Here is a 19667-nt window from a genome sequence, read left to right on the forward strand (position 1 = left end):
GTCGCGCGGTTCACCGCGCCCCTGGGGGCCTTCCTCACCCCTTGTCCAGGTACTGCTCCCGCTCCTCGTCCAGGAGGGCGTCCAGGGCCGTGCGCAGGGCCGGGAGGTGCTGGAGTTCCGGGTCCGCCGCCACCACCGCCACCGCTTCCTCCCGGGCCTCCGCGATGACCTCCTCGTCCTCGATGACGGCCAGCATCCTGAGGCTGGTGCGGGCCCCGGACTGGGCCTGGCCGAGGACGTCGCCCTCGCGGCGCTGTTCGAGGTCGATGCGGGACAATTCGAAGCCGTCGAGGGTCGAGGCGACCGCGTTCAGGCGCTGGCGGGCCGGACTGGCCTCGGGCATCTCGGAGACCAGCAGGCACAGGCCCGGCGCCGAGCCACGGCCCACGCGGCCGCGCAGCTGGTGGAGCTGGGAGACGCCGAAGCGGTCCGCGTCCATGATCACCATGGCGGTGGCGTTGGGGACGTTGACGCCGACCTCGATGACCGTGGTGGCGACCAGGACATGCGTCTCGCCGGCGGCGAAGCGGCGCATGACCGCGTCCTTGTCGTCGGGGTGCATCCGGCCGTGCAGCACCTCGACCCTGAGGCCCTTGAGCGGGCCCTTGGCCAGCTGGTCGGCCACGTCCAGCACGGCGAGGGGCGGACGCTTCTCGGCCTCGTCCTCGGCGGACTTCTTCTTCCTGGGGTCCACCTCCTCGTCGCCGATGCGGGGGCAGACCACGTACGCCTGGTGGCCGTTGTCCACCTCCTCGCGCACCCGTTCCCAGGCCCGGGCCAGGAAGTGGGGCTTGTCGGCGGCCGGGACCACATGGCTGGCGATCGGGGAGCGGCCGGCCGGGAGCTGGTCCAGGACCGAGGTCTCCAGGTCACCGAAGACCGTCATGGCGACCGTGCGCGGGATGGGGGTGGCGGTCATGACGAGGAGATGCGGGGGCTGCTTGCCCTTGCCGCGCAGGGCGTCGCGCTGCTCGACGCCGAAGCGGTGCTGTTCGTCGACCACGACCAGTCCGAGGTCGTGGAACTGCACCTTGTCCTCGATCAGCGCGTGCGTGCCGATGACGATCCCGGCCTCGCCGGTGACCAGGTCCAGCATGGCCTGCCGGCGCGCGGCCGTGCCCATCGACCCGGTGAGCAGCACGACCTTGGTGGCGTGCTCGGACCCGCCCAGCATGCCGCCCTCGGCGAGCTCGCCCATCATCTCGACGATCGAGCGGTGGTGCTGCTGGGCGAGCACCTCGGTGGGGGCGAGCATGGCGGCCTGACCGCCCGCGTCGACGACGGCGAGCATGGCGCGCAGGGCGACCATCGTGTTGTGGGTGACGGTGAAGTTGTCGGTGACGTAGGTGTGGCTGGGGTGCGCGACGCTGATGCACTGGACACGCTTGCGTCCCACGTGTTCGACGGCCCTGACCCCACGTCGGAAGGTGTTGTACTTCGGCCGACGTCGCACACGCGCGGCCTTGCGAGCCAGCCGGAACGGCGCGTACTCCTCGGGCAAGGCGATGGAGACGTTGTAGGCGGCCCGCTTCGGCAGCACCCGTGCGAGGCCGCCCAGCGAGCGCACGATCCAGGCGACGTCGTCCGCGAGCCGGCGAGAGGCGGAACAGAACGAGATGCTCAGGCCATTCCTCTGGACGGTGCCGTCTGTGTCCAGGAGGCCCTGAAGCATTGCCCAACGATTTTTGACCGAGGTGTTCTTGAACTCGTCGGGCACGAACTTGCCGTGGGACGTCACGCCCCACAGATTCAGGTCGCGCAAGGTCTGGATCACGGGATTACGGGCGCCCCCAGCACGCTGCGCCAACTGGATGGTGTAGTCGTACCGTGAGCCCTTGACGGGAACCAGACGGCATTCAGGTGCAATCGCGGCGGACGCGGCGTCGTGGATTTCCGCGTCGGCCGTAGACAGCCGAAGGTTGTGCCGGAACGAGCCGTCCCCCAGCAGAAGGCCGAACAGGTAGGGATCCAGCGGAAGCGTGCCATCCCCTCCCAGGTCGACGGGTGTGGCACTGGGGAGGTACCACTTCGAGGAGCCGTTCGCCTTGAGCGTGTCGAGACGGATCTCCCGGGTCGTCATGACCTTGGGCGCCTGACCACGGTGCCACCCACAGCTCGTCCCGACGACCCAGAGGTGTTCGTCGTCGCACTCCACGGTGCTGCCATCGGACAGCACCAGCCGCCAGACGTCACGCTCTCCTTGCGGGAAGACGCCGTCGATGAGCGCGATCTCGCCGTTCGGTACGACCACCTCGTCCCCCACGGTCACCTCGCCCATACGCCGGAAACCGGCGGGTGTGAGCACCAACGCGTCGAGGGGCTGGGCCTTGCCCGATCCCACCTCTCCCTGCAACAGCCGGTGCATCGGGTGCTCGGTGGCCAGGTCGTCGAAGATCTCCTTCGACACCTTCCGCTGGCCCTCGGTGAGGGTGAAGGGCAGGCGCGCGTCGAAGGCCGTCAGCAGGCCGTCCGGCCCGGGTCTGCGGGCGACGGCCGGGAGTTGGGCGTCGGCGTGCCGGCGGCGGGCGAGGGCCACCTGGAGGACGAAGGCCTCGTCCCACTTCAGGCGGGAGCGGGCGTCCTCGATGTCGGCCTTGGTGTGCGGGCGGTGGATCTTGAGGAGGGCCTCGGGGAGGGACACCAGGCCGCGGCCGTCCCGGAGGGAGTCCGGGAGCGGGTCCACCGCCTCCTGGGCGTGGGGCAGCACCGTCTGGACCGCCTTGCCGATCTTCCAGGACTCCAGCTTGGCCGTGGCGGGGTAGATCGGGATCAGAGCCCCGGCCCAGGTCTCGACCGTCTCCTCGGCGTCGGAGCGCAGCAATTCGTAGGCGGGGTGCGCGAGTTGGAGGCGGCGGTTGAAGACGGAGACCTTGCCGGCGAACATCGCGCGGGTGCCCGGCAGCAGTTCCTTGTGGGGCTTGTGGACGCCCGCGCCGAAGAAGACCAGTTGGAGGCGGCCGTTGCCGTCGGTGATGGTGACTTCGAGGCGTTGGCCCTTGCCGCGGGGGGCCTTGGCCGAGGCGAAGGTGTGCAGACGGGCGTCGGCGACCTGGGCGACCACCGTGACGTGCTCGTCCATGGGGAGGTCGGCCAGGTGGGTCAGCTGGCCCCGCTCCTCGTATCTGCGCGGGTAGTGGTGCAGGAGGTCGCCGACGGTGTGCAGGCCGAGATGCTCGGCCATCACCTTCGCGGTGGCGGGGCCGAGCACTGACTTCAGCGGCTGTTTCAGTGGTTCTTCCAGTGCGGGCACGAGATCCATTGCACACCACCGCACTGACAATGCCGTATACGTCTGGGAAACCCCTGGTCAGGCGGGCTGTTCCGGCTCTAGGATGGCGCGCTCCGGCCATCTAGCGGTCACCGCCCCACCGGGACCGCCCGACCCCGCGCCGACGACCTCCCCACCCGCGGCGCTCCAGCGATGGACTCCCAGACCTCACAGGCATCCCAGGCCCCTCAGGCATCCCATACGTTCCAGGTCGACCTGCGTGGTCTGGTGGACCTGCTGTCCCATCACCTCTACTCCAGTCCGAAGGTCTATCTGCGCGAGCTGCTGCAGAACGCCGTGGACGCCATCACCGCCCGGCGGGCCGAACAGCCCGACGCCCCGGCCCGGGTGAGGCTGTACGCCGAGCACGGCACCCTGCGGGTCGAGGACTCCGGCGTGGGGCTCACCGAGGCGGACGTGCACACCCTGCTGGCGACGATCGGGCGCAGTTCCAAGCGTGCCGAGGGCCTTCAGGAGGTGCGCTCCGACTTCCTCGGGCAGTTCGGCATCGGTCTGCTCGCCTGTTTCGTGGTGGCCGAGCGGATCCGGGTCGTCAGCCGCAGCGCCCGCACGCCCGGGGCGGCGCCCGTGGAGTGGACGGCGAGCGACGACGGTTCGTACACCGTGCGCACGCTGGCGCCGGAGGCCCGGCCCGAACCCGGCACCACCGTGCATCTGACGGCGCGGGCCGGGGCCGCCGAGTGGCTCACCCCGGAGCGGGTGCTCACCCTGGCACGGGACTTCGGCTCGCTGCTGCCCTACGACGTCCGGGTGGGCGACGAGGCGGTCACCGACCTCCCCGCCCCCTGGGACCGGCCCTATCCCTCCCCCGCCACCCGCAGGGTGGCCCTGGCGCGGCACTGTCACGACCTGTTCGGCTTCACCCCGCTGGACTCGATCGAGCTGACCGTGCCGCTCGCCGGGGTCCGCGGGGTGGCGTACGTGCTGCCGTCGGCGGTCAGTCCGGCCACGCGCGCGACGCACCGCGTGCACCTCAAGGGCATGCTGCTGACCGAGCGCGCCGAACAGCTGCTGCCGGACTGGGCGTTCTTCGTGCGCTGCGTCCTGGACACCGACAGTCTGCGGCCGACGGCCTCGCGCGAGTCGCTGTACGAGGACGAGACGCTGGCCGCCGTGCGGGAGGCGCTGGGCGAGCGGATCCGGGGCTGGCTGACGGGGCTGGCCGCGGGCGACCCGGAACGGTTGGCGGCCTTCCTGTCCGTGCACCACCTGGGCGTGAAGTCGCTGGCCCGGCACGACCGGGACATGCTGCGCACGATGCTGCCGTGGCTGCCCTTCGAGACGACCGACGGCCGGCTGTCCCTGGAGGAGTTCGCGCAGCGGCACCGGGTCGTGCACTTCACCCGGACCGTGGAGGAGTTCCGCCAGGTCGCGCCGATCGCGTCCGCGCAGGGCGTCGGGGTGGTCAACGGCGGTTACACGTACGACAGCGACCTGGTCGAGGCGCTGCCCTCGGTGCGGCCGGGGACGGTGGTGGCCGAGCTGGACACCGACACCGTGACCGCGCACCTGGACGCCGTCGACCCGGCCGAGGAACTGGCGCTGTCCGGCTTCCTGGCCGCCGCGCGGGCCGCGCTGGACCCGCTGGGCTGCGATGTCGTGCTGCGCGCCTTCCGCCCCCTGTCCGTGCCCGCGCTGCACCTGGACGACCGGGCCGCCCGGCACGAGCAGGCGCGCGCGGAGGCCGAGGCGCAGGCCGACGACCTGTGGGCGGGCATCCTCGGCTCGCTGCGCGGCGGCGCGCCCCGCGCGCGTCTGGTGCTCAACCACCTCAGTCCCCTGATCCGGCGGGTCAGTTCGCTCGGCGATCCCGAGCTGATCGGCACCGCCACGGAGTCGCTGTACGGGCAGGCGCTGCTGATGGCCCAGCGCCCGCTCAGACCCGCCGACTCGGCGCTGCTGAACCGGGCCTTCATCGGCCTTCTGGAATGGGCCACGAACGGCGAGGAGGGTCGCTGATGAGCGAGATCACGGACTTCGACACCCTGCGCCGGGCCCTGGCGGAGAACGGGGAGCAGCCGGAGGGCCCCGCCCGCAACGCGCGCGCGGAGCAACTGCTGGCGGCGGCCGAGAAGCTGGACATCCCGCTGGCGGTGATCGAGGCGCTCGGGCACCAGCTGAAGGTCTACAACTACAGCTCCGAGAAGGACAAGATGTTCGTCCCCTTCGCGCGCCTGCTGCGCATGTGGGACGAGCGGCCCGAGGACTTCGACGAGTACGAGACGCACACCCTGCACTGGGTGTTCAAGTGGGTGTCGGCCGGCATGCTCGACCAGCCGCACGTGCCGCTCGCCGCCATCGAGAAGTGGCTCGGCGAGATGGAGCACCGCTACCGGCTCGCCGGACACTCCGAACGCGCGGTGCGCAGCGCCGAGTTCAACGTCGCCGCGCATCTCGGGGACGTGCCGCGCGCGGAGCGGGCGTACGCCGCGTGGCTGGCCGCCGACCGGGACATGATGGCCGACTGTCACGCGTGCGAGCTGCACGGACAGGGCTGGTGGCAGGCCGAGCAGGGCCGGGACGAGGAGGCTCTGCGGCTGTGGGAACCGGTCCTGGAGGGCGAGCTGACGTGTGCCCATGAGCCGCACACCGCCCTCGCGGCCTCCCTGCTGCCGCTGCTGCGGCTGGGCCGCCTCGACGAGGCACGCGCGCACCACCTGCGGGGTTTCCGGCTCGTGCGGACCATGGAGAGCATGCGCGGGGCGTACGCCGACCATGTCGAGTTCTGCGCCCTCAGCGGCAACGAGGCACGCGCGCTGGAGCTGCTGGCGGAGCGCCCCGCGTACTTCACGGACTTCGGGCAGCCGCGCAGCCGGCTGGAGTTCCTGAGCGTGGTGGCGCTGCTCATGGACCGGCTGAAGGGGCTCGGCCTCGGTGACCGGCAGGTGCCGGGACCGGCCGGACGCGTGTGGACGGCCCGTGAACTCGCCGCGCACGCGCGTGCGGAGGCCCTCGACCTGGCCGCCCGCTTCGACGCGCGCAACGGCACGGCCCATGTCAGCGAGCGCACGCGCGCGCGGATGGCGCAGGAGCCCCTGGTGGAGCGGTTGCCGCTCGGGGTGCGCACGACGAGGACCGCCACCCCCGTCGCCGCGTCCTCGCCCCCGCCGCCGGTGCGTGAGGACGCCGAGCCGGATCTGACGGCCCTGATCGCCGAGGCACGGCGGCTGTCGGACGGGCTGCGCCCGCACGCCGTCGAGGCGTGGGCGGCGGTCGCGCGGGCGGCCGAGGGCGTCGATCTCGACCCGCGCGACCGGGCCGAGATCGCCGACCACCAGGCCATGGACCTCGGCCCCGAGGGCGTCGAGCTGTTCGAGCGCGCCGCCGAGCTGTACGCGCAGGCGGGCGACCCGGGCGAGGCGCTCGCGGCACGCGCGCGCGGAGCGTTCGTACGCGCTCTGGGCGGCGACACGCAGGCGGCGCTCACGGCGATCGCCGACCCCTACGACGAGATCCTCGCGCTCTACGCCGAGAACGCCACCGGCGTACGGCAGACGGCGTCGGTGCTGATGGCCCGGGCGCGGATCCTGATGCGGCGGATGCACGAGGGCGGCGAGGCTCCGGAGGGAGCCGACGCCGGGGTGCCGGGCGGGGCGGCGGCCGACGAGCCGGTGACCTACGAGGACGCGGTGATCCAGGAGGGGATGAACGGCGGCGAGGGGAGCCCCTTCGCCCCCGGCCTGGACGTCGCCTTCCACGAGGAGCCGGCCGGGACGAAGGCGTCCCATGAGTTCTCCGACGCCGCCGGCCTCCCCGAAGGCGGCGCCAGGCCGGCCGTCCCCTCTCCCGGCCGTCCCCCCGCCACCTCGGTCCGCACCGCCGCCGAGACCGCCGTACGGGAGGTGCTCGCACTCGTCGACGGCCGCGCCGGGGACGACGTACAGCTCGCCGCGCGGGCCGCGGAGGCGCGCGCGATGCTGGCGGAACTGGCCGAGGACGCCGGGGAGCCGGCGGCTGCCGCGGAGCTGTTCGAACAGGCCGCGGCGGGTTACGTGGACGCGGGGCTGCCCTGGTTCGCGGTGGAGTACGAGGCCCGGTTGGCCCAGCTCGCGCACCATCTGGGCGACATCGCGCGGACCGAGCGGGCGCTGCGGGCCGCGCTCACGCACGGCGGTCCCCATCTGGAGGCGATCGGACGGGCCCAGCTGCACCTCCAGCTCGCCGAGGTGCTGGGCGGCCGGGGAACGGCCGAGGAGGCCGCCGAACACGCGCTGGAGGCGGCGCACTGGGCCGACGAGGCCGGTGAGGCGCGGACGCTGGGCGCGTGGGCGCGGCAGATGCTCGGCGGGCTGCTGCTGCGGCAGGGACGCTGGGCGGAGGCCGCGGAGGTGCTGGAGTCGGCGCTGGCGGACCTGAGCGCCGACCGGCACGGCGACGGCGCGGTCGTCCAGGCGCAGTGGTGGCTCGGCGACTGTCTCAGCGAGCTCGGCGAACACCGCGCGGCGGCCGAACGGCGCCTTCAGGCGGCCGAGATCGCCGCCCTGTGGCCCGAGCAGCACGACCACGCGACGCTCGCCCACCTCGCCGCGGAGTCCCTCGGCAACGCGGGACTGCCCGTCGAGGCGGACCGGGCGTACGCGCGCGCGGGCGACCTGTGGCTGTCCCTGGGCAACGTGCACGGCCTCGTCCGGTCGCTGCGCGCCCGCGCGTGGCTGGCGTTGCGCGCGGAGCAGGGGCAGGGCGAGGCCCGGGAGTTGATGGAGCGTGCGGCAGGCGCGTGCGAGGAGGCGCTGGCCGCGGGCCCCGGCGACGCGGAGGCGCGCGTGCGGCTCGTCGCCGAGCTCGGGCACACCCGTCGGCAGTTCGGTGACCTGCTCGCCCGGTCCGCCGCCGAGGACGCCGACGACGACTCCATCCAGGCCGCCCTGGAGGACGCCCTGTCCCAGGTGACCGAGGCCGTCGTGGTGTTCGCCTCGCTGGGCGACGACGCCCTGCACAGCCGCACGGGCGCCGAACTCGCCGCGGGCTGGCTGGAGGCGGACCTGAGCCGTCCCGACCGGGCGGCGGCACGCGCACGTGCGGTGCTGGCGGCGTACGAGGCCTACGACGCCCACGGGGCCCACGAGTCGGACGCCGGGAGCGAGGAGACCGGCGGCGAGGAGACGGGCGCCGACGAGACGGTGCGGGCCCGGCGCGCGGAGGCGGAGCAGATGCTCCAGGTTCTGGAGGGCCAGTAGCCGCGGGGCCTGAGGCCCGGTGGCCTCCGCGGCGTCGCAGGGCCGTCTACTCGACCCCGATGAGCAGGAGCGCCCCTTGCCGTCCGCCCCGGTAGACCACCGTGTCGACGGCGAGGTAGGTCTCCCGCACGCGTGCCTCGAGATGGTCGGCGATGGAGTCGGGTGCCTCGTCGCCCAGGACGAGGGTGACGAGCTCCCCGCCGGCCGAGAGCATGCGCTCCAGGACCGTCTCGGCGGCGGCGACGACGTCCGAGCCGATCACGGCGACGTCCCCGTCGATCAGCCCGAGGACGTCGCCCGCCTCGCAGATGCCGGCCAGCGTCCAGGACTGGCGTTCGGCGACGGTGACCTCGGCGTAGCGGGTCGCGCCGGCCGCCGAGGTCATCGACACGACGTCCTCGTCGAAGCGGCGCTCGGGCTCGTGCACGGCGAGCGCCGCGATGCCCTGGACCGCTGAGCGCGTCGGGATCAGGGCGACCCGGATGCCCTCCGCGCGGGCCTGCTCGGCGGCGGCGGCCGCGGTGTGGCGCAGGTCGGCGTCGTTGGGCAGCAGGACGACCTCGCGCGCGTGGGCGCGCCGTACGGCCTCGACCATCTCCCCGCTGGCGGGCGGCTCCCCGGGGCGCGCGAGCACGGTGGTCGCGCCGGCCTCGGCGTACAGCCCGGCGAGCCCTTCCCCGGGCACGACGGCGACCACGGCCCGCTGCACCCGTTCCCGGGGCGCCCGCTCCCCGCCCTGGGTGTGGACGTCGCCCAGCCCGAAGTGGGTGATCCGGATCCGGTAGGGCCGTCCGGCCTCGACGCCCGCCTCCACGGCGGCGCCCGCGTCGTCCACGTGCACGTGCACGTTCCACAGCCCGTCGCCGCCGACCACGACGAGCGAGTCCCCGAGCGCGTCGAGCCGCGCCCGCAGCCGGGCCACGGCGGCGTCCTCGGCCTCCAGGAGGTAGATCACCTCGAAGGCGGGTCCCCCGGCCTCCGCAGGGGCGTCCGCGCACTCCTCGGCATCCCCGGCCGCCGAGACCGGGGACGTGATGACAGAGGAGCCGGACGTGACCGCACCGGCAGCCGCTCCGGAAGACGTCCCGGACTCCCCGCGCGCGTGCGGCGCCGCGACGCCCACCGCCCCCGGCGTCTCCCCCGTGAACGTCTCCACCAGCGCCCCCAGCACCGCGACCAGCCCCCGCCCCCCGGCGTCGACCACCCCGGCCCGCTCCAGCACGGCCAGCTGCCCCGGGGTCTCGGCGAGCGCCACCCGTGCCCCCGCGTACGCGGCCCGCGCGACGGACCCGCAGTCGCAGCCGTCGCACAGCTCGGCCGCGTCGGCCGCCGCGGAGGCGACGGACAGGACCGTGCCCTCGACCGGGTGGGCCACGGCCTGCCGGGCGGAGTCGGCGGCGTGCCGCAGGGCGAGCCGCAGTCCGGTGCCGTCGGTGTGAGTCGCCTCACCCTCGGCGGTGAGCACCTGGGCCATGCCCCTCAGCAGCTGGGCGAGGATCGTCCCGGAGTTGCCCCGGGCGCCTATGAGCGCGCCGTGCGCCATCGCCCGGGCGGCGTCGGCCGGCGTCGGCCTGCCGTCGCCCTCCGCGCCGGTGCGGGGGCCTCCGGGTCCGAGCCCGTGGCCCTCGAAGACGGCCTCGACGGCCGCGGCGGCGGACTCCATGGTCAGGTAGAGGTTCGTGCCGGTGTCCCCGTCGGCGACGGGGTAGACGTTGATCGCGTCGATCTCCTCGCGGGCCCGCCCCAGGGCCGTCAACGCCAGGCCGCACCAGGTGCGTACCGCGAGAGCATCGAAGAATGTCTGCGGCACCTGCGCCACCTGCGCCTCCTTGAGCAGCCCGGATGTGGGAGGCAGCGTAGACCTTGAAGGGGTGTCCGCCGGAAGAGGGCCGGGAGCAGGGCCCTGAGCAGCCATGGTAGTTTCGTTCTGCTGGCGCAGTCGTTGTATGCTGCTCCGGTTGCCCGATACACATCGGGCCATTCCCCTGGCAGTGCCACTCAGATCTCTGATCCTACGATCTCGATCCCGGCCCGCCGGGATCCGACCGTAAGTGCATCTGAAGTCTTTGGAGTGACCCGTGGCTGCCAACTGCGACGTCTGCGGCAAGGGGCCGGGCTTCGGCAACAACATCTCGCACTCGCACCGCCGTACGTCCCGTCGCTGGAACCCCAACATCCAGCGCGTCCGTACCGTGGTGGGCGGGACGCCGAAGCGCGTGAACGCTTGCACCTCGTGCATCAAGGCCGGCAAGGTCTCGCGCTGACGCACAGCTAAGCGCGCGGCCACTGCTGGTTCGCTGCATCAAGCCGGTCCACCTCAGGGTGGATCGGCTTTTTGCCGTACCCAGGTGCCGAGGGGCGCGGGCGCCCGTGCCCTGAACCCCGCCGCACGCACGCCCTGAACCGCCGCCCACGCCCCGACCGGCGCCAGACCTACGCCTGAACCCGCGCCGCGCCTACGCCCTGAACCGCCACGCGTGATCCACGGGACCGATGCCGCCCCCCAGCGCGAACCCGGCCCTGATCGCCCCGGTGACGTACTCCTTGGCGGCCGCCACCGCCTCCGGCACGTCCCGCCCCTTCGCCAGCTCCGACGCGATCGCGGAGGCGAGGGTGCAGCCGGTGCCGTGGGTGTGCCGGTTGTCGTACCGGGGCGCCCGCAGCCAGTGCTCCTCGGACCCGTCGGTCAAGAGGTCGACCGCGTCGCCGGAGAGATGTCCGCCCTTGATCAGCACCCACCGCGGCCCGTACGCCAGCACGGCCGCTGCGGCGCGGGGCAGATCCGCCTCGGACGTGACCGTCACCCCGGTGAGTTGGGCCACCTCGTCGAGGTTCGGGGTCGCCACGGTCGCCACCGGGAGCAGCCGCCGACGCACCGACTCCAGCGCGGACTCGGCCAGCAGCGCGTCCCCGTGCTTCGACACCCCGACCGGGTCGACGACCGCCGGGGCGTCCGTCCGGCCGAGCAACTCCGCGACCGTCTCGACCAGTTCGGCCGAGGCGAGCATCCCGGTCTTCACGGCCTGGACGCCGATGTCGTCGACGACACTGCGGTACTGGGCCCGGACGGTCTCCACCGGCAGCGGCCAAGCCCCTTGCACGCCGAGGGAGTTCTGCGCGGTGATCGCGGTGACGACACTCATGCCGTGCACCCCGAGCGCGAGCATCGTCTTCAGGTCCGCCTGGATCCCGGCCCCTCCGCCGGAGTCGGAGCCCGCGACCGTCAGCACCCTCGGCGGCGCGCCCGCGGGCGTCACGACTCGATGTCCCCGAAGTGGTCCCAGCCGCCCTTGCTCGTCCAGGGCGCCCCGTCCACCGTCACCTGTGGCAGCGCCGAGGGGTTGAGGACCTCCCCGATGACCTTCCAGCGGGCGGGCAGCTTCACGTCCGGCGGGAAGGTGGCCACGATCGCGTGGTCCTCTCCCCCGGCGAGCACCCACTGCATGGGGTCGACACCGACCGCCTGCCCGATGTCGTTCATCTGCGAGGGGATGTCGATCGCGCCGGAGCGGATGTCGATCCGGACCTTGCTGGCCTCGGCGATGTGCCCGAGGTCGGCGATCAGCCCGTCGCTGACGTCGCACATCGCGGTCGCGCCGAGCCCCGCCGCCGCCGGACCCGCGTGGTACGGCGGCTCGGGACGCCGGTGCGCCTCCACGAAGGCCCGCGGCGAGCGGAACCCGCGTGACAGCACCGCGAACCCGGCCGCGGACCAGCCCAGCCAGCCGGTCACCGCGACGAGGTCGCCGGGCTGTGCGCCGCCCCGGGTCACGGGCTCCTGGTTGCGCAGGTCGCCGAGCGCGGTGATGGAGACCATGATCGTGTCGCCTCGTACGACGTCCCCGCCCACCACCGACGCGCCCGCCACCTGGCACTCGTCCCGCAGGCCGTCCATCAGCTCGCTCGCCCAGGTGACCGGGAGCTCGGCGGGGACGACCAGGCCGAGCAGGAGAGCCGTGGGCACGGCGCCCATGGCGGCGATGTCCGCGAGGTTCTGCGCGGCAGCCTTGCGGCCGACGTCGTAGGCCGTGGACCAGTCGCGGCGGAAATGCCGGCCCTCCAGGAGGATGTCGGTGCTGGCCACGACCCGGCGGTCGGGAGCGGCCACCACCGCGGCGTCGTCGCCGGGACCGACCCGGACCGCCGGGGTGGTGGTGAGACGGGAGGTGAGCTCCCTGATGAGCCCGAACTCCCCGAGCTCACCAACAGTGCCCTTCATTGCCCTTTCGCCCCTTCTGTCCCTGATCGTGCCCGGTCGCGCCGGACCAGTGTCCTCGATACGGTCGAGGAGACCGTCAACTTCTGTCATGCCTGCACCCCGGCGCGGAGGCCGCGGGCTCCGCAGGTCTCCCCGCGGCACGTGGCGACGCGATACCGTGGCGTTCCTTTTCCCCACATGATCCTCGTGGCCGCCCTGGAGGTTCCGTGGTACAGGCGTACATCCTGATCCAGACGGAGGTCGGCAAGGCGTCGACCGTCGCCGAGACGATCAGCAAGATCCCTGGAGTGATCCAGGCCGAGGACGTGACAGGACCCTATGACGTGATCGTGCGAGCGCAGGCCGACACCGTGGACGACCTGGGCCGGCTGGTGGTCGCCAAGGTCCAGCAGGTGGACGGCATCACGCGCACTCTGACCTGCCCGGTCGTCCATCTGTAGCCCCCGTCTACCCTTGGCCGGTGAACTCTTTCCGTCACCGGCACCGCACTGCCCTCGGGCTGCCCGCCCTGGCCCTGCTGATCGTCACCACAGGGTGCTCCTCAGCAGACGACAGTGAACCGGTGGCGGTTCCCAGCCCGACGGCGAAGGTCGCCGAGCTGTGCCGAAACCTCGACCGTGTCCTGCCGGACAGGGTCGACGGTCTCGACCGGCACGATCCCGAGCCCGCGTCCGCGCTGACGGCGGGCTGGGGAAGCCCGGCGATCATACTGCGCTGCGGTGTCCCCCGGCCGCCGAAGATGGTGGACCCCGAGGTGGCGACCGGGAGCGACCCGAAGGCGATAGCGGGCGCGGTGAACGGCGTCGAGTGGCTCATGGAGAAACAGGACGACGGCTCGACCCGCTTCACCACCGCCAACCGCAAGGCGTACGTCGAGGTGACGGTGGCGAAGGGACGCGACACCGCGGGGATGCTGACCGACATGGCCACGCCGGTCAAGAAGGCGATCCCCTTCGGCAAGTGAGGCGCGGGGGCCGGGGGCGCGGGGGCCGAGGGCGCGGGGTGGCTACCGCAGTCCGGTGGACCGCCGCAGCGCCGCCTGGATCAGCCGGTCCACCAGCTCCGGGTAGCTGATCCCGCTCGCCTGCCACATCTGCGGGTACATGGAGATGGGGGTGAAGCCCGGCATCGTGTTGATCTCGTTGATCACGAACTCCCCGTCCTCGGTGAGGAAGAAGTCCGCGCGGACCAGTCCCTCGCAGGACGCCGCCTCGAAGGCCTCCACGGCGAGACGCTGGACCTCGGCCGTCTCCTCGGGGGTCAGCGGGGCGGGCACCAGACCCGGGGTGGAGTCGATGTACTTGGCCTCGAAGTCGTAGTACGCGTGCGTGTCCGGCGGCGGGATCTCCGCGGGCACCGAGGCGCGCGGGCCGTCCTCGAACTCCAGGACGCCGCACTCGATCTCACGGCCGCGCAGCGCCGCCTCGACGAGGATCTTCGGGTCGTGCCGCCGCGCCTCGGCGATCGCGTCGTCGAGCCCGGACAGGTCGTCGACCTTGGTGATGCCGATCGAGGATCCCGCGCGCGCGGGCTTCACGAACAGCGGCCAGCCGTGCTCGCCGGCGAGGTCCACGATCTTCTTGCGGGCGGCCGCCTCGTCCTGCTCCCACTCGCGGGGCCGAATCACCACGTACGGGCCGACCTTGAGCCCGAAGGAGGTGAACACCCGCTTCATGTACTCCTTGTCCTGGCCGACGGCCGAGGCGAGCACGCCCGAGCCGACGTACGGGACGCCGGAGAGCTCCAGCAGGCCCTGGAGGGTGCCGTCCTCGCCGTACGGGCCGTGCAGGACGGGGAAGACGACGTCGACCTCACCGAGGGCCTTGGGCACCGATCCCGGCTCGCTGTAGACGACTTCGCGGTTCGCGGGGTCGACCGGGAGCACCACGCCGCCCTCCGGGGACTCGGCGAGCTCCTCGATGTCCGGCGTACGGCGGTCGGTGATCGCCATGCGGTCCGGCTCGTCCGCGATGAGGGCCCAACGCCCGTCCCGCGTGATGCCGATCGGCAGGACCTCGTACTTGGTCCGGTCGATGGCCTTCAGCACGGCGCCGCCGGTGACCACGGAGATCCCGTGTTCGGAGCTGCGGCCGCCGGACACGACGGCCACGCGCGGCTTGCGGGACGGCTGCTCGGGGCTCTGGGGGAGGTTCTCGGTGCTCATATCGCGTTGAGAGTACCCGGTGGTAGAGCCCCGATACAGCGTGGCTCGAGGGGTATCGCTCAGCGTCGTTCGGGCTTCGCGCTGCGCGACATCAGCTCCTTGACGGCGACCACGGGAGGCTTGCCCTCGTGCACGATGGCGACGACCGTCTCGGTGATCGGCATGTCGACGTGGTGCCTGCGGGCCAGATCCAGCACGGACTCACAGGACTTGACGCCCTCGGCGGTCTGCTTGGTGACCGCGATGGTCTCCTGAAGCGTCATGCCCTTGCCGAGGTTGGTGCCGAAGGTGTGGTTGCGCGACAGCGGCGAGGAGCAGGTCGCCACCAGGTCGCCGAGACCGGCGAGTCCGGAGAACGTCAGCGGGTCGGCGCCCATCGCGAGCCCGAGGCGCATCGTCTCGGCGAGGCCGCGCGTGATGAGCGAGCCCTTGGTGTTGTCGCCGAGCCCCATGCCGTCCGCGATGCCGACGGCGAGCCCGATGACGTTCTTCACGGCACCGCCCAGCTCGCACCCGATGACGTCCGTCTCGGTGTACGGCCTGAAGTACGGCGTGTGGCAAGCCGCCTGGAGCCGCCGGGCCACCGACTCGTCGGTGCACGCGACGACCGCGGCGGCCGGCATCCGGGCGGCGATCTCGCGGGCGAGGTTGGGTCCGGTGACCACCGCGATGCGGTCCCGGCCGACCTTGGCGACGTCCTCGATCACCTCGCTCATCCGCATGGCGGAGCCGAGTTCGACGCCCTTCATCAGCGAGACGAGGACCGTGTCGGGCGCGAGCAGCGGCACCCACTCGGCGAGGTTGCCGCGCAACGTCTGCGAGGGGACGGCGAGAACGGTGAAGTCGGCGTCACGCGCGGCCTCGGCGGCGTCCGTCGTCGCCCGCAGGTTCACCGGGAGTTCGACGCCGGGAAGGTAGTCGGGGTTGGTGCGCGTGGAGTTGACCGCTTCCGCGAGTTCGGCGCGGCGGCCCCACAGGGTGACCTCGCAGCCCGCGTCGGCGAGCACCATGCCGAACGCGGTACCCCACGACCCGGTGCCGAAGACGGCCGCCTTGACGGGCTTGCTCACTTGCCCCGCCCCTCTTCCTGCTCGACCTTCGGCAGAGTCTGCGCGGAGGTCCTGCGCCGCTGCTCGATCCGCTCCTGGCGCGGGTCGTAGGGTGTCTCGGGCGCCTTCGCGCCGCGGATCTCCTCCAGCTGGCGGGTGATGGCGGCCATGATGACCTCGGTCGCCTCCTTCAGCAGTTCCGGGGTCATCTCCTTGTCGTAGAAGCGGGAGAGGTCCACCGGGGGGCCCGCGAGGACGTGCGAGGTCTTGCGGGGACGGAGGTTGAGCTTCTTGGCGTACGGCGGCAGCAGTTCGTTGGCGCCCCACTGCGCGACCGGGATCACCGGGCACCTGGTCTGCAACGCCACGCGCGCGGCGCCCGTCTTGCCGGTCATGGGCCACTGGTCGGGGTCCCGGGTGATGGTGCCCTCGGGATAGAAGGCGACGCACTCACCGCGCTCCACCGCGGCGATCGCGGCCCGGAAGGCGCTCAGCGCGTCCGTGGTCTCGCGATAGACGGGGATCTGCCCGGTGCCGCGCATGACGGCCCCGACGAATCCCTTCTTGAAAAGAGCGCTCTTCGCGAGGAATCGCGGAACACGGCCGGTGTTGTACTGAAAGTGTGCGTAGGCGAAGGGATCGACGTGCGAATTGTGGTTCACCGCGGTGATAAATCCACCGTCGGCCGGAATGTTCTCCATTCCGCGCCAGTCCCGCTTGATCAGAACCACCAGCGGCGGTTTGGCGATCACCGCTGCCAGGCGGTACCAGAAGCCGATTCTGCGGCGGGGCACGCGGACACCTTCCTCTAGGGCCTTGAGGGCCGCACAAGTGTCGCCCCAGGCCGCCGGTCTGTCGAGAACACCGTACGCCTAGCGGCGACGACCGCCAGATGGACCAGGTGACGGCTGAGTGACAATGCTCGCGACAAGAGAGGGACGGAACGCTCGTGCAGTGGACCTTGGTCATACCCCTGAAGCCCTTGGCGCGGGCGAAGAGCAGGCTCTCGGACACCGCCGACGACGGGCTGCGCCCGGGCCTGGCCCTCGCCTTCGCCCAGGACACGGTGGCAGCCGCGCTGGCCAGCCCCGCCGTCAGGGATGTGGCGGTCGTCACGGACGACGCCCTGGCCGCACGGGAGCTGGCAGCCCTGGGGGCCCGGATCGTGCCGGACGAGCCGCTGGGCGGCCTGAACGCGGCGCTGGCGTACGGGGCGGCGGCCGTACGGGCCGCGCACCCGGAAAGCGCGGTGGCGGCCCTCAACGCCGATCTGCCGGCCCTGCGCCCCCTGGAATTGGCCCGGGTCCTGGACGCGGCCACGGAATTTCCCCGTGCTTTTCTCCCGGATGCGGCCGCAATCGGTACGACACTGCTGGCCGCCGGGAAGGGGCAGGAATTGCGCCCGGCATTCGGCACGGATTCCCGGGCCCGGCATCGCGGGTCGGGGGCGGCGGAACTGAGCCTGCCCGGGGTGGACTCGGTACGCCAGGACGTGGACACCGCCGAGGACCTGCGGGCGGCGTTGGCGCTCGGGGTGGGGCCCCGGACGGCGGCGGCGACGGCCCGGCTGCTGATCCCCGGGCAGTAGGCTGCCTGCCATGCAGGCGACCGCTTACACGTACGACCCCGAGACCCGCAGCGGCCAGGTGCTCCTCGACGACGGCACTCCCGTGCCCTTCGACGGACCGGCGTTCGACGCGGGCGGTCTGCGGCTGCTGCGCCCGGGGCAGCGGGTGCGCATCGAGATGGACGGCTCCCGGGTCACTCTGGTGACCCTCCAGACCTTCTGAGACCGGAGCTCGTGAAAGCCCCCTGAACACGCCGCGGGCCGGACTCCGTCACGGAGTCCGGCCCGGCGCGTGAGTACCGGTGCGCCCTTACCTCTTGCGGGCGGTGGTCTTCTTGGCGGTGGTGGTGCGGGCCGCCGACTTCTTGGCGGGGGCCTTCTTGGCCGTCGCCTTCTTCGCCGGGGCCGACTTGTTGGCCGTCGCCTTCTTGGCGGTGGTCTTCTTCGCGGTGGTGGTCTTGGCGGCGCCCGTGGTCTTCTTGGCGGTCGTCTTCTTCGCCGTGGTCTTCTTGGCGGTCGCCGTGGTCTTCTTGGCGGTCGTCTTCTTCGCCGTGGTCTTCTTCGCGGCCGCGGTCGCCTTCTTCGCCGGGGCGGCCTTCTTCGCGGCGGCCTTCTTGACCGTCGCCGAAGAACCGCCGGTCAGGCTGCCCTTGGGAGCCTTCTTGACGGCGACCTCGCCGCCGCGCGGGAGCTTCTTCGAGCCGCTCACCAGGTCCTTGAAGCCCTGGCCGGCGCGGAAGCGCGGAACAGAGGTCTTCTTGACCCGAACCCGCTCGCCCGTCTGGGGGTTGCGGGCGTACCGGGCCGGCCGGTCGACCTTCTCGAACGAACCGAAGCCGGTGACCGAGACCCGGTCCCCGCCGACGACCGCGCGGACGATGGCGTCCAGGACCGCGTCGACCGCGTCGGCGGCCTGCTGACGGCCACCGACCTTGTCGGCAATCGCTTCTACGAGCTGCGCCTTGTTCACGTCTTCCCCTTCGGAGACATTGCCAGAACGTAAGTGTTCAAGCGTTTTCGCACGTTAGGCAGATATATACCGCAAATCAAACACGAAACGGGCTTATCACCCTTGTGCCGCAACGGGTTCGGTGGTCTCGGACTTGTTCAGCGTTCCTCTTCGGGGATTCGACCCGCGTCGAGGTCCGCCGTGAAGGCCTCCAGACGCCTTGCCGCATCGGCGAGATCGTGCTTGGCCGCGGCCGTAATGACCAGCAGCTTCCGGGTCAGCGCCATCCGTACGCCCTCCGGGACTTGCAGTGCGCGCACTGTTGTGTGCGCTTCCTTGAGTTGGTCCGCGACTGCCGTATAGAGCTCGAGTTGGCCGTCGTGTTCCATGCACAGATTGTGCCATCTGGGGCGAGTTGTCGCCTGCTCAGGGTGCAACTGCCGCCTCAAACGGCCTTCCGGGCTCTTGCGGAAGTCGCGGCTGTACAGGTCGCGTACCCCGGCAACACCCCGCCTAACGTGGGAAGTTGAGGGCGCCCGCGCGGGCGTGCAGGGCCGTTCGGGTGCAGACACAGCCGTACCCCCGATCGGGCTGATCGGGGGTACGGCGGGGGTGTTGCGGTGGCCGGAATTCGACCTGTTGGGCGGCTCCGGGTCAGACCTGCAGCGTCCGCGGCTTGTACGAGGGGCGCTTGGCCTCGTAGGCGGCGATGTCCTCCTCGTTCTGGAGGGTGATGGAGATGTCGTCCAGACCGTTCAGCAGCCGCCAGCGGGCGTTCTCGTCGAGCTCGAAGGCGGCGGTGATGCCCTCGGCGCGCACCTCGCGGGCCTCAAGGTCGACCGTGACCTCGGCCGTGGGGTCCTTCTCGGTGAGCTCCTGGAGGGCGTCCACGATCTTCTGGTCCAGAACCACCGTGAGCAGGCCGTTCTTGAGCGAGTTGCCGCGGAAGATGTCGGCGAACCGGGAGGAGATGACGGCCTTGAAGCCGTAGTTCTGCAGGGCCCACACCGCGTGCTCGCGGGAGGAACCGGTGCCGAAGTCGGGACCGGCGACCAGGACCGTGGCGCCCTTGCGCTCCGGCTGGTTGAGGATGAACGTCTCGTCCTTGCGCCAGGCCTCGAACAGCCCGTCCTCGAAACCGTCCCTGGTCACCTTCTTGAGCCAGTGAGCAGGGATGATCTGGTCGGTGTCGACGTTGGAGCGGCGCAGCGGGACGGCCCGGCCGGTGTGCGTGGTGAATGCTTCCATGACTG

General features: G+C 71.9%; 17 protein-coding genes. 7 read left to right on the plus strand and 10 right to left on the minus strand.

Annotated features, from left to right (window positions below; all coding sequences use genetic code 11):
- Positions 1 to 34 precede the first annotated feature (34 nt).
- Positions 35 to 3259 carry a helicase-related protein gene (locus ACH41F_RS28245; RefSeq protein ID WP_398838018.1) on the minus strand — a complete coding sequence of 1075 codons (3225 nt, stop codon included), beginning with the start codon at positions 3257 to 3259 and terminating at the stop codon, positions 35 to 37.
- A 162-nt stretch (positions 3260 to 3421) separates the two neighbouring features.
- Between ACH41F_RS28245 and ACH41F_RS28250 the strand changes: the two genes are divergently transcribed.
- Together ACH41F_RS28250 and ACH41F_RS28255 are read left to right on the plus strand one after the other, a co-directional pair.
- Entirely contained in the window at positions 3422 to 5248 is a 1827-nt protein-coding gene (locus tag ACH41F_RS28250; RefSeq protein WP_391232512.1) for an HSP90 family protein, read from the plus strand.
- Positions 5248 to 8466: a tetratricopeptide repeat protein gene (locus tag ACH41F_RS28255; RefSeq protein WP_398838020.1), complete on the plus strand. Its 3219-nt coding sequence runs from the start codon at positions 5248 to 5250 to the stop codon at positions 8464 to 8466. Before ACH41F_RS28250 ends, ACH41F_RS28255 begins: the two co-directional genes overlap by 1 nt.
- Positions 8467 to 8512: 46 nt before the next feature.
- On the opposite strand, the gene ACH41F_RS28260 is transcribed toward ACH41F_RS28255, so the two are convergent.
- On the minus strand, positions 8513 to 10285 hold the full coding sequence (locus ACH41F_RS28260) for a DAK2 domain-containing protein (protein ID WP_391232515.1): 1773 nt from the start codon (positions 10283 to 10285) through the stop codon (positions 8513 to 8515).
- A gap of 259 nt (positions 10286 to 10544) precedes the next feature.
- On the opposite strand from ACH41F_RS28260, the gene rpmB reads away from it, so the two are divergent.
- Positions 10545 to 10730: a 50S ribosomal protein L28 gene (gene rpmB / locus ACH41F_RS28265; RefSeq protein ID WP_003993230.1), complete on the plus strand. Its 186-nt coding sequence runs from the start codon at positions 10545 to 10547 to the stop codon at positions 10728 to 10730.
- Between the two features lie 192 nt (positions 10731 to 10922).
- Here the strand turns inward: rpmB and thiD are convergent, their stop codons facing one another.
- Both thiD and ACH41F_RS28275 read right to left on the minus strand, forming a co-directional pair.
- Positions 10923 to 11723 (minus strand): bifunctional hydroxymethylpyrimidine kinase/phosphomethylpyrimidine kinase, encoded by an 801-nt coding sequence (gene thiD / locus ACH41F_RS28270; protein WP_398838022.1) that lies wholly within the window; start codon positions 11721 to 11723, stop codon positions 10923 to 10925.
- On the minus strand, positions 11720 to 12685 hold the full coding sequence (locus ACH41F_RS28275; protein WP_391232518.1) for a thiamine-phosphate kinase: 966 nt from the start codon (positions 12683 to 12685) through the stop codon (positions 11720 to 11722). The genes thiD and ACH41F_RS28275 overlap by 4 nt, the downstream gene beginning before the upstream one ends.
- 206 nt (positions 12686 to 12891) lie before the next feature.
- Between ACH41F_RS28275 and ACH41F_RS28280 the strand changes: the two genes are divergently transcribed.
- A complete protein-coding gene (locus ACH41F_RS28280; protein ID WP_020121007.1) occupies positions 12892 to 13125 on the plus strand; it encodes an Lrp/AsnC family transcriptional regulator in 234 nt (77 codons plus the stop codon).
- 20 nt (positions 13126 to 13145) lie between these two features.
- Positions 13146 to 13649 (plus strand): DUF3515 domain-containing protein, encoded by a 504-nt coding sequence (locus tag ACH41F_RS28285; protein ID WP_398838024.1) that lies wholly within the window; start codon positions 13146 to 13148, stop codon positions 13647 to 13649.
- Between the two features lie 42 nt (positions 13650 to 13691).
- On the opposite strand, the gene ACH41F_RS28290 is transcribed toward ACH41F_RS28285, so the two are convergent.
- The 3 genes from ACH41F_RS28290 to ACH41F_RS28300 are packed head-to-tail and all read right to left on the minus strand — an operon-like array spanning position 13692 to position 16692.
- Positions 13692 to 14849 carry a D-alanine--D-alanine ligase gene (locus ACH41F_RS28290; protein ID WP_391232521.1) on the minus strand — a complete coding sequence of 386 codons (1158 nt, stop codon included), beginning with the start codon at positions 14847 to 14849 and terminating at the stop codon, positions 13692 to 13694.
- 59 nt (positions 14850 to 14908) lie between these two features.
- Positions 14909 to 15919: an NAD(P)H-dependent glycerol-3-phosphate dehydrogenase gene (locus ACH41F_RS28295; RefSeq protein WP_391232522.1), complete on the minus strand. Its 1011-nt coding sequence runs from the start codon at positions 15917 to 15919 to the stop codon at positions 14909 to 14911.
- Complete coding sequence (locus ACH41F_RS28300; RefSeq protein ID WP_391232523.1) at positions 15916 to 16692, minus strand: 1-acyl-sn-glycerol-3-phosphate acyltransferase; 777 nt, start codon at positions 16690 to 16692, stop codon at positions 15916 to 15918. Before ACH41F_RS28300 ends, ACH41F_RS28295 begins: the two co-directional genes overlap by 4 nt.
- Positions 16693 to 16847: 155 nt before the next feature.
- Between ACH41F_RS28300 and cofC the strand changes: the two genes are divergently transcribed.
- Entirely contained in the window at positions 16848 to 17486 is a 639-nt protein-coding gene (gene cofC / locus ACH41F_RS28305; RefSeq protein ID WP_398838026.1) for a 2-phospho-L-lactate guanylyltransferase, read from the plus strand.
- A gap of 10 nt (positions 17487 to 17496) precedes the next feature.
- Positions 17497 to 17688 (plus strand): hypothetical protein, encoded by a 192-nt coding sequence (locus tag ACH41F_RS28310; RefSeq protein ID WP_391232525.1) that lies wholly within the window; start codon positions 17497 to 17499, stop codon positions 17686 to 17688.
- An 87-nt stretch (positions 17689 to 17775) separates the two neighbouring features.
- On the opposite strand, the gene ACH41F_RS28315 is transcribed toward ACH41F_RS28310, so the two are convergent.
- The 3 genes from ACH41F_RS28315 to leuD form a co-directional block, all read right to left on the minus strand.
- Positions 17776 to 18435, minus strand: coding sequence for an HU family DNA-binding protein (locus ACH41F_RS28315; RefSeq protein ID WP_398838029.1), 660 nt, complete (start codon positions 18433 to 18435; stop codon positions 17776 to 17778).
- Positions 18436 to 18572: 137 nt separating this feature from the next.
- Positions 18573 to 18803 carry a hypothetical protein gene (locus ACH41F_RS28320; protein ID WP_391232527.1) on the minus strand — a complete coding sequence of 77 codons (231 nt, stop codon included), beginning with the start codon at positions 18801 to 18803 and terminating at the stop codon, positions 18573 to 18575.
- Positions 18804 to 19068: 265 nt separating this feature from the next.
- A complete protein-coding gene (gene leuD, locus ACH41F_RS28325) occupies positions 19069 to 19662 on the minus strand; it encodes a 3-isopropylmalate dehydratase small subunit (protein WP_391232528.1) in 594 nt (197 codons plus the stop codon).
- Positions 19663 to 19667 lie beyond the last annotated feature (5 nt).

It is taken from the genome of Streptomyces sp. NPDC020489, from assembly GCF_044386545.1.
GTDB lineage: Bacteria > Actinomycetota > Actinomycetes > Streptomycetales > Streptomycetaceae > Streptomyces.

Bases quoted from the DNA above. Each gene is read 5' to 3' on its own strand.
- ACH41F_RS28250 (WP_391232512.1), top strand. From the start codon at position 3,422: ATGGACTCCCAGACCTCACAGGCATCCCAGGCCCCTCAGGCATCCCAT.
- ACH41F_RS28245 (WP_398838018.1), bottom strand. From the start codon at position 3,259: ATGGATCTCGTGCCCGCACTGGAAGAACCACTGAAACAGCCGCTGAAG.
- ACH41F_RS28320 (WP_391232527.1), bottom strand. From the start codon at position 18,803: ATGGAACACGACGGCCAACTCGAGCTCTATACGGCAGTCGCGGACCAA.
- leuD (WP_391232528.1), bottom strand. From the start codon at position 19,662: ATGGAAGCATTCACCACGCACACCGGCCGGGCCGTCCCGCTGCGCCGC.
- ACH41F_RS28275 (WP_391232518.1), bottom strand. From the start codon at position 12,685: ATGAAGGGCACTGTTGGTGAGCTCGGGGAGTTCGGGCTCATCAGGGAG.
- ACH41F_RS28255 (WP_398838020.1), top strand. From the start codon at position 5,248: ATGAGCGAGATCACGGACTTCGACACCCTGCGCCGGGCCCTGGCGGAG.
- ACH41F_RS28290 (WP_391232521.1), bottom strand. From the start codon at position 14,849: ATGAGCACCGAGAACCTCCCCCAGAGCCCCGAGCAGCCGTCCCGCAAG.
- ACH41F_RS28310 (WP_391232525.1), top strand. From the start codon at position 17,497: ATGCAGGCGACCGCTTACACGTACGACCCCGAGACCCGCAGCGGCCAG.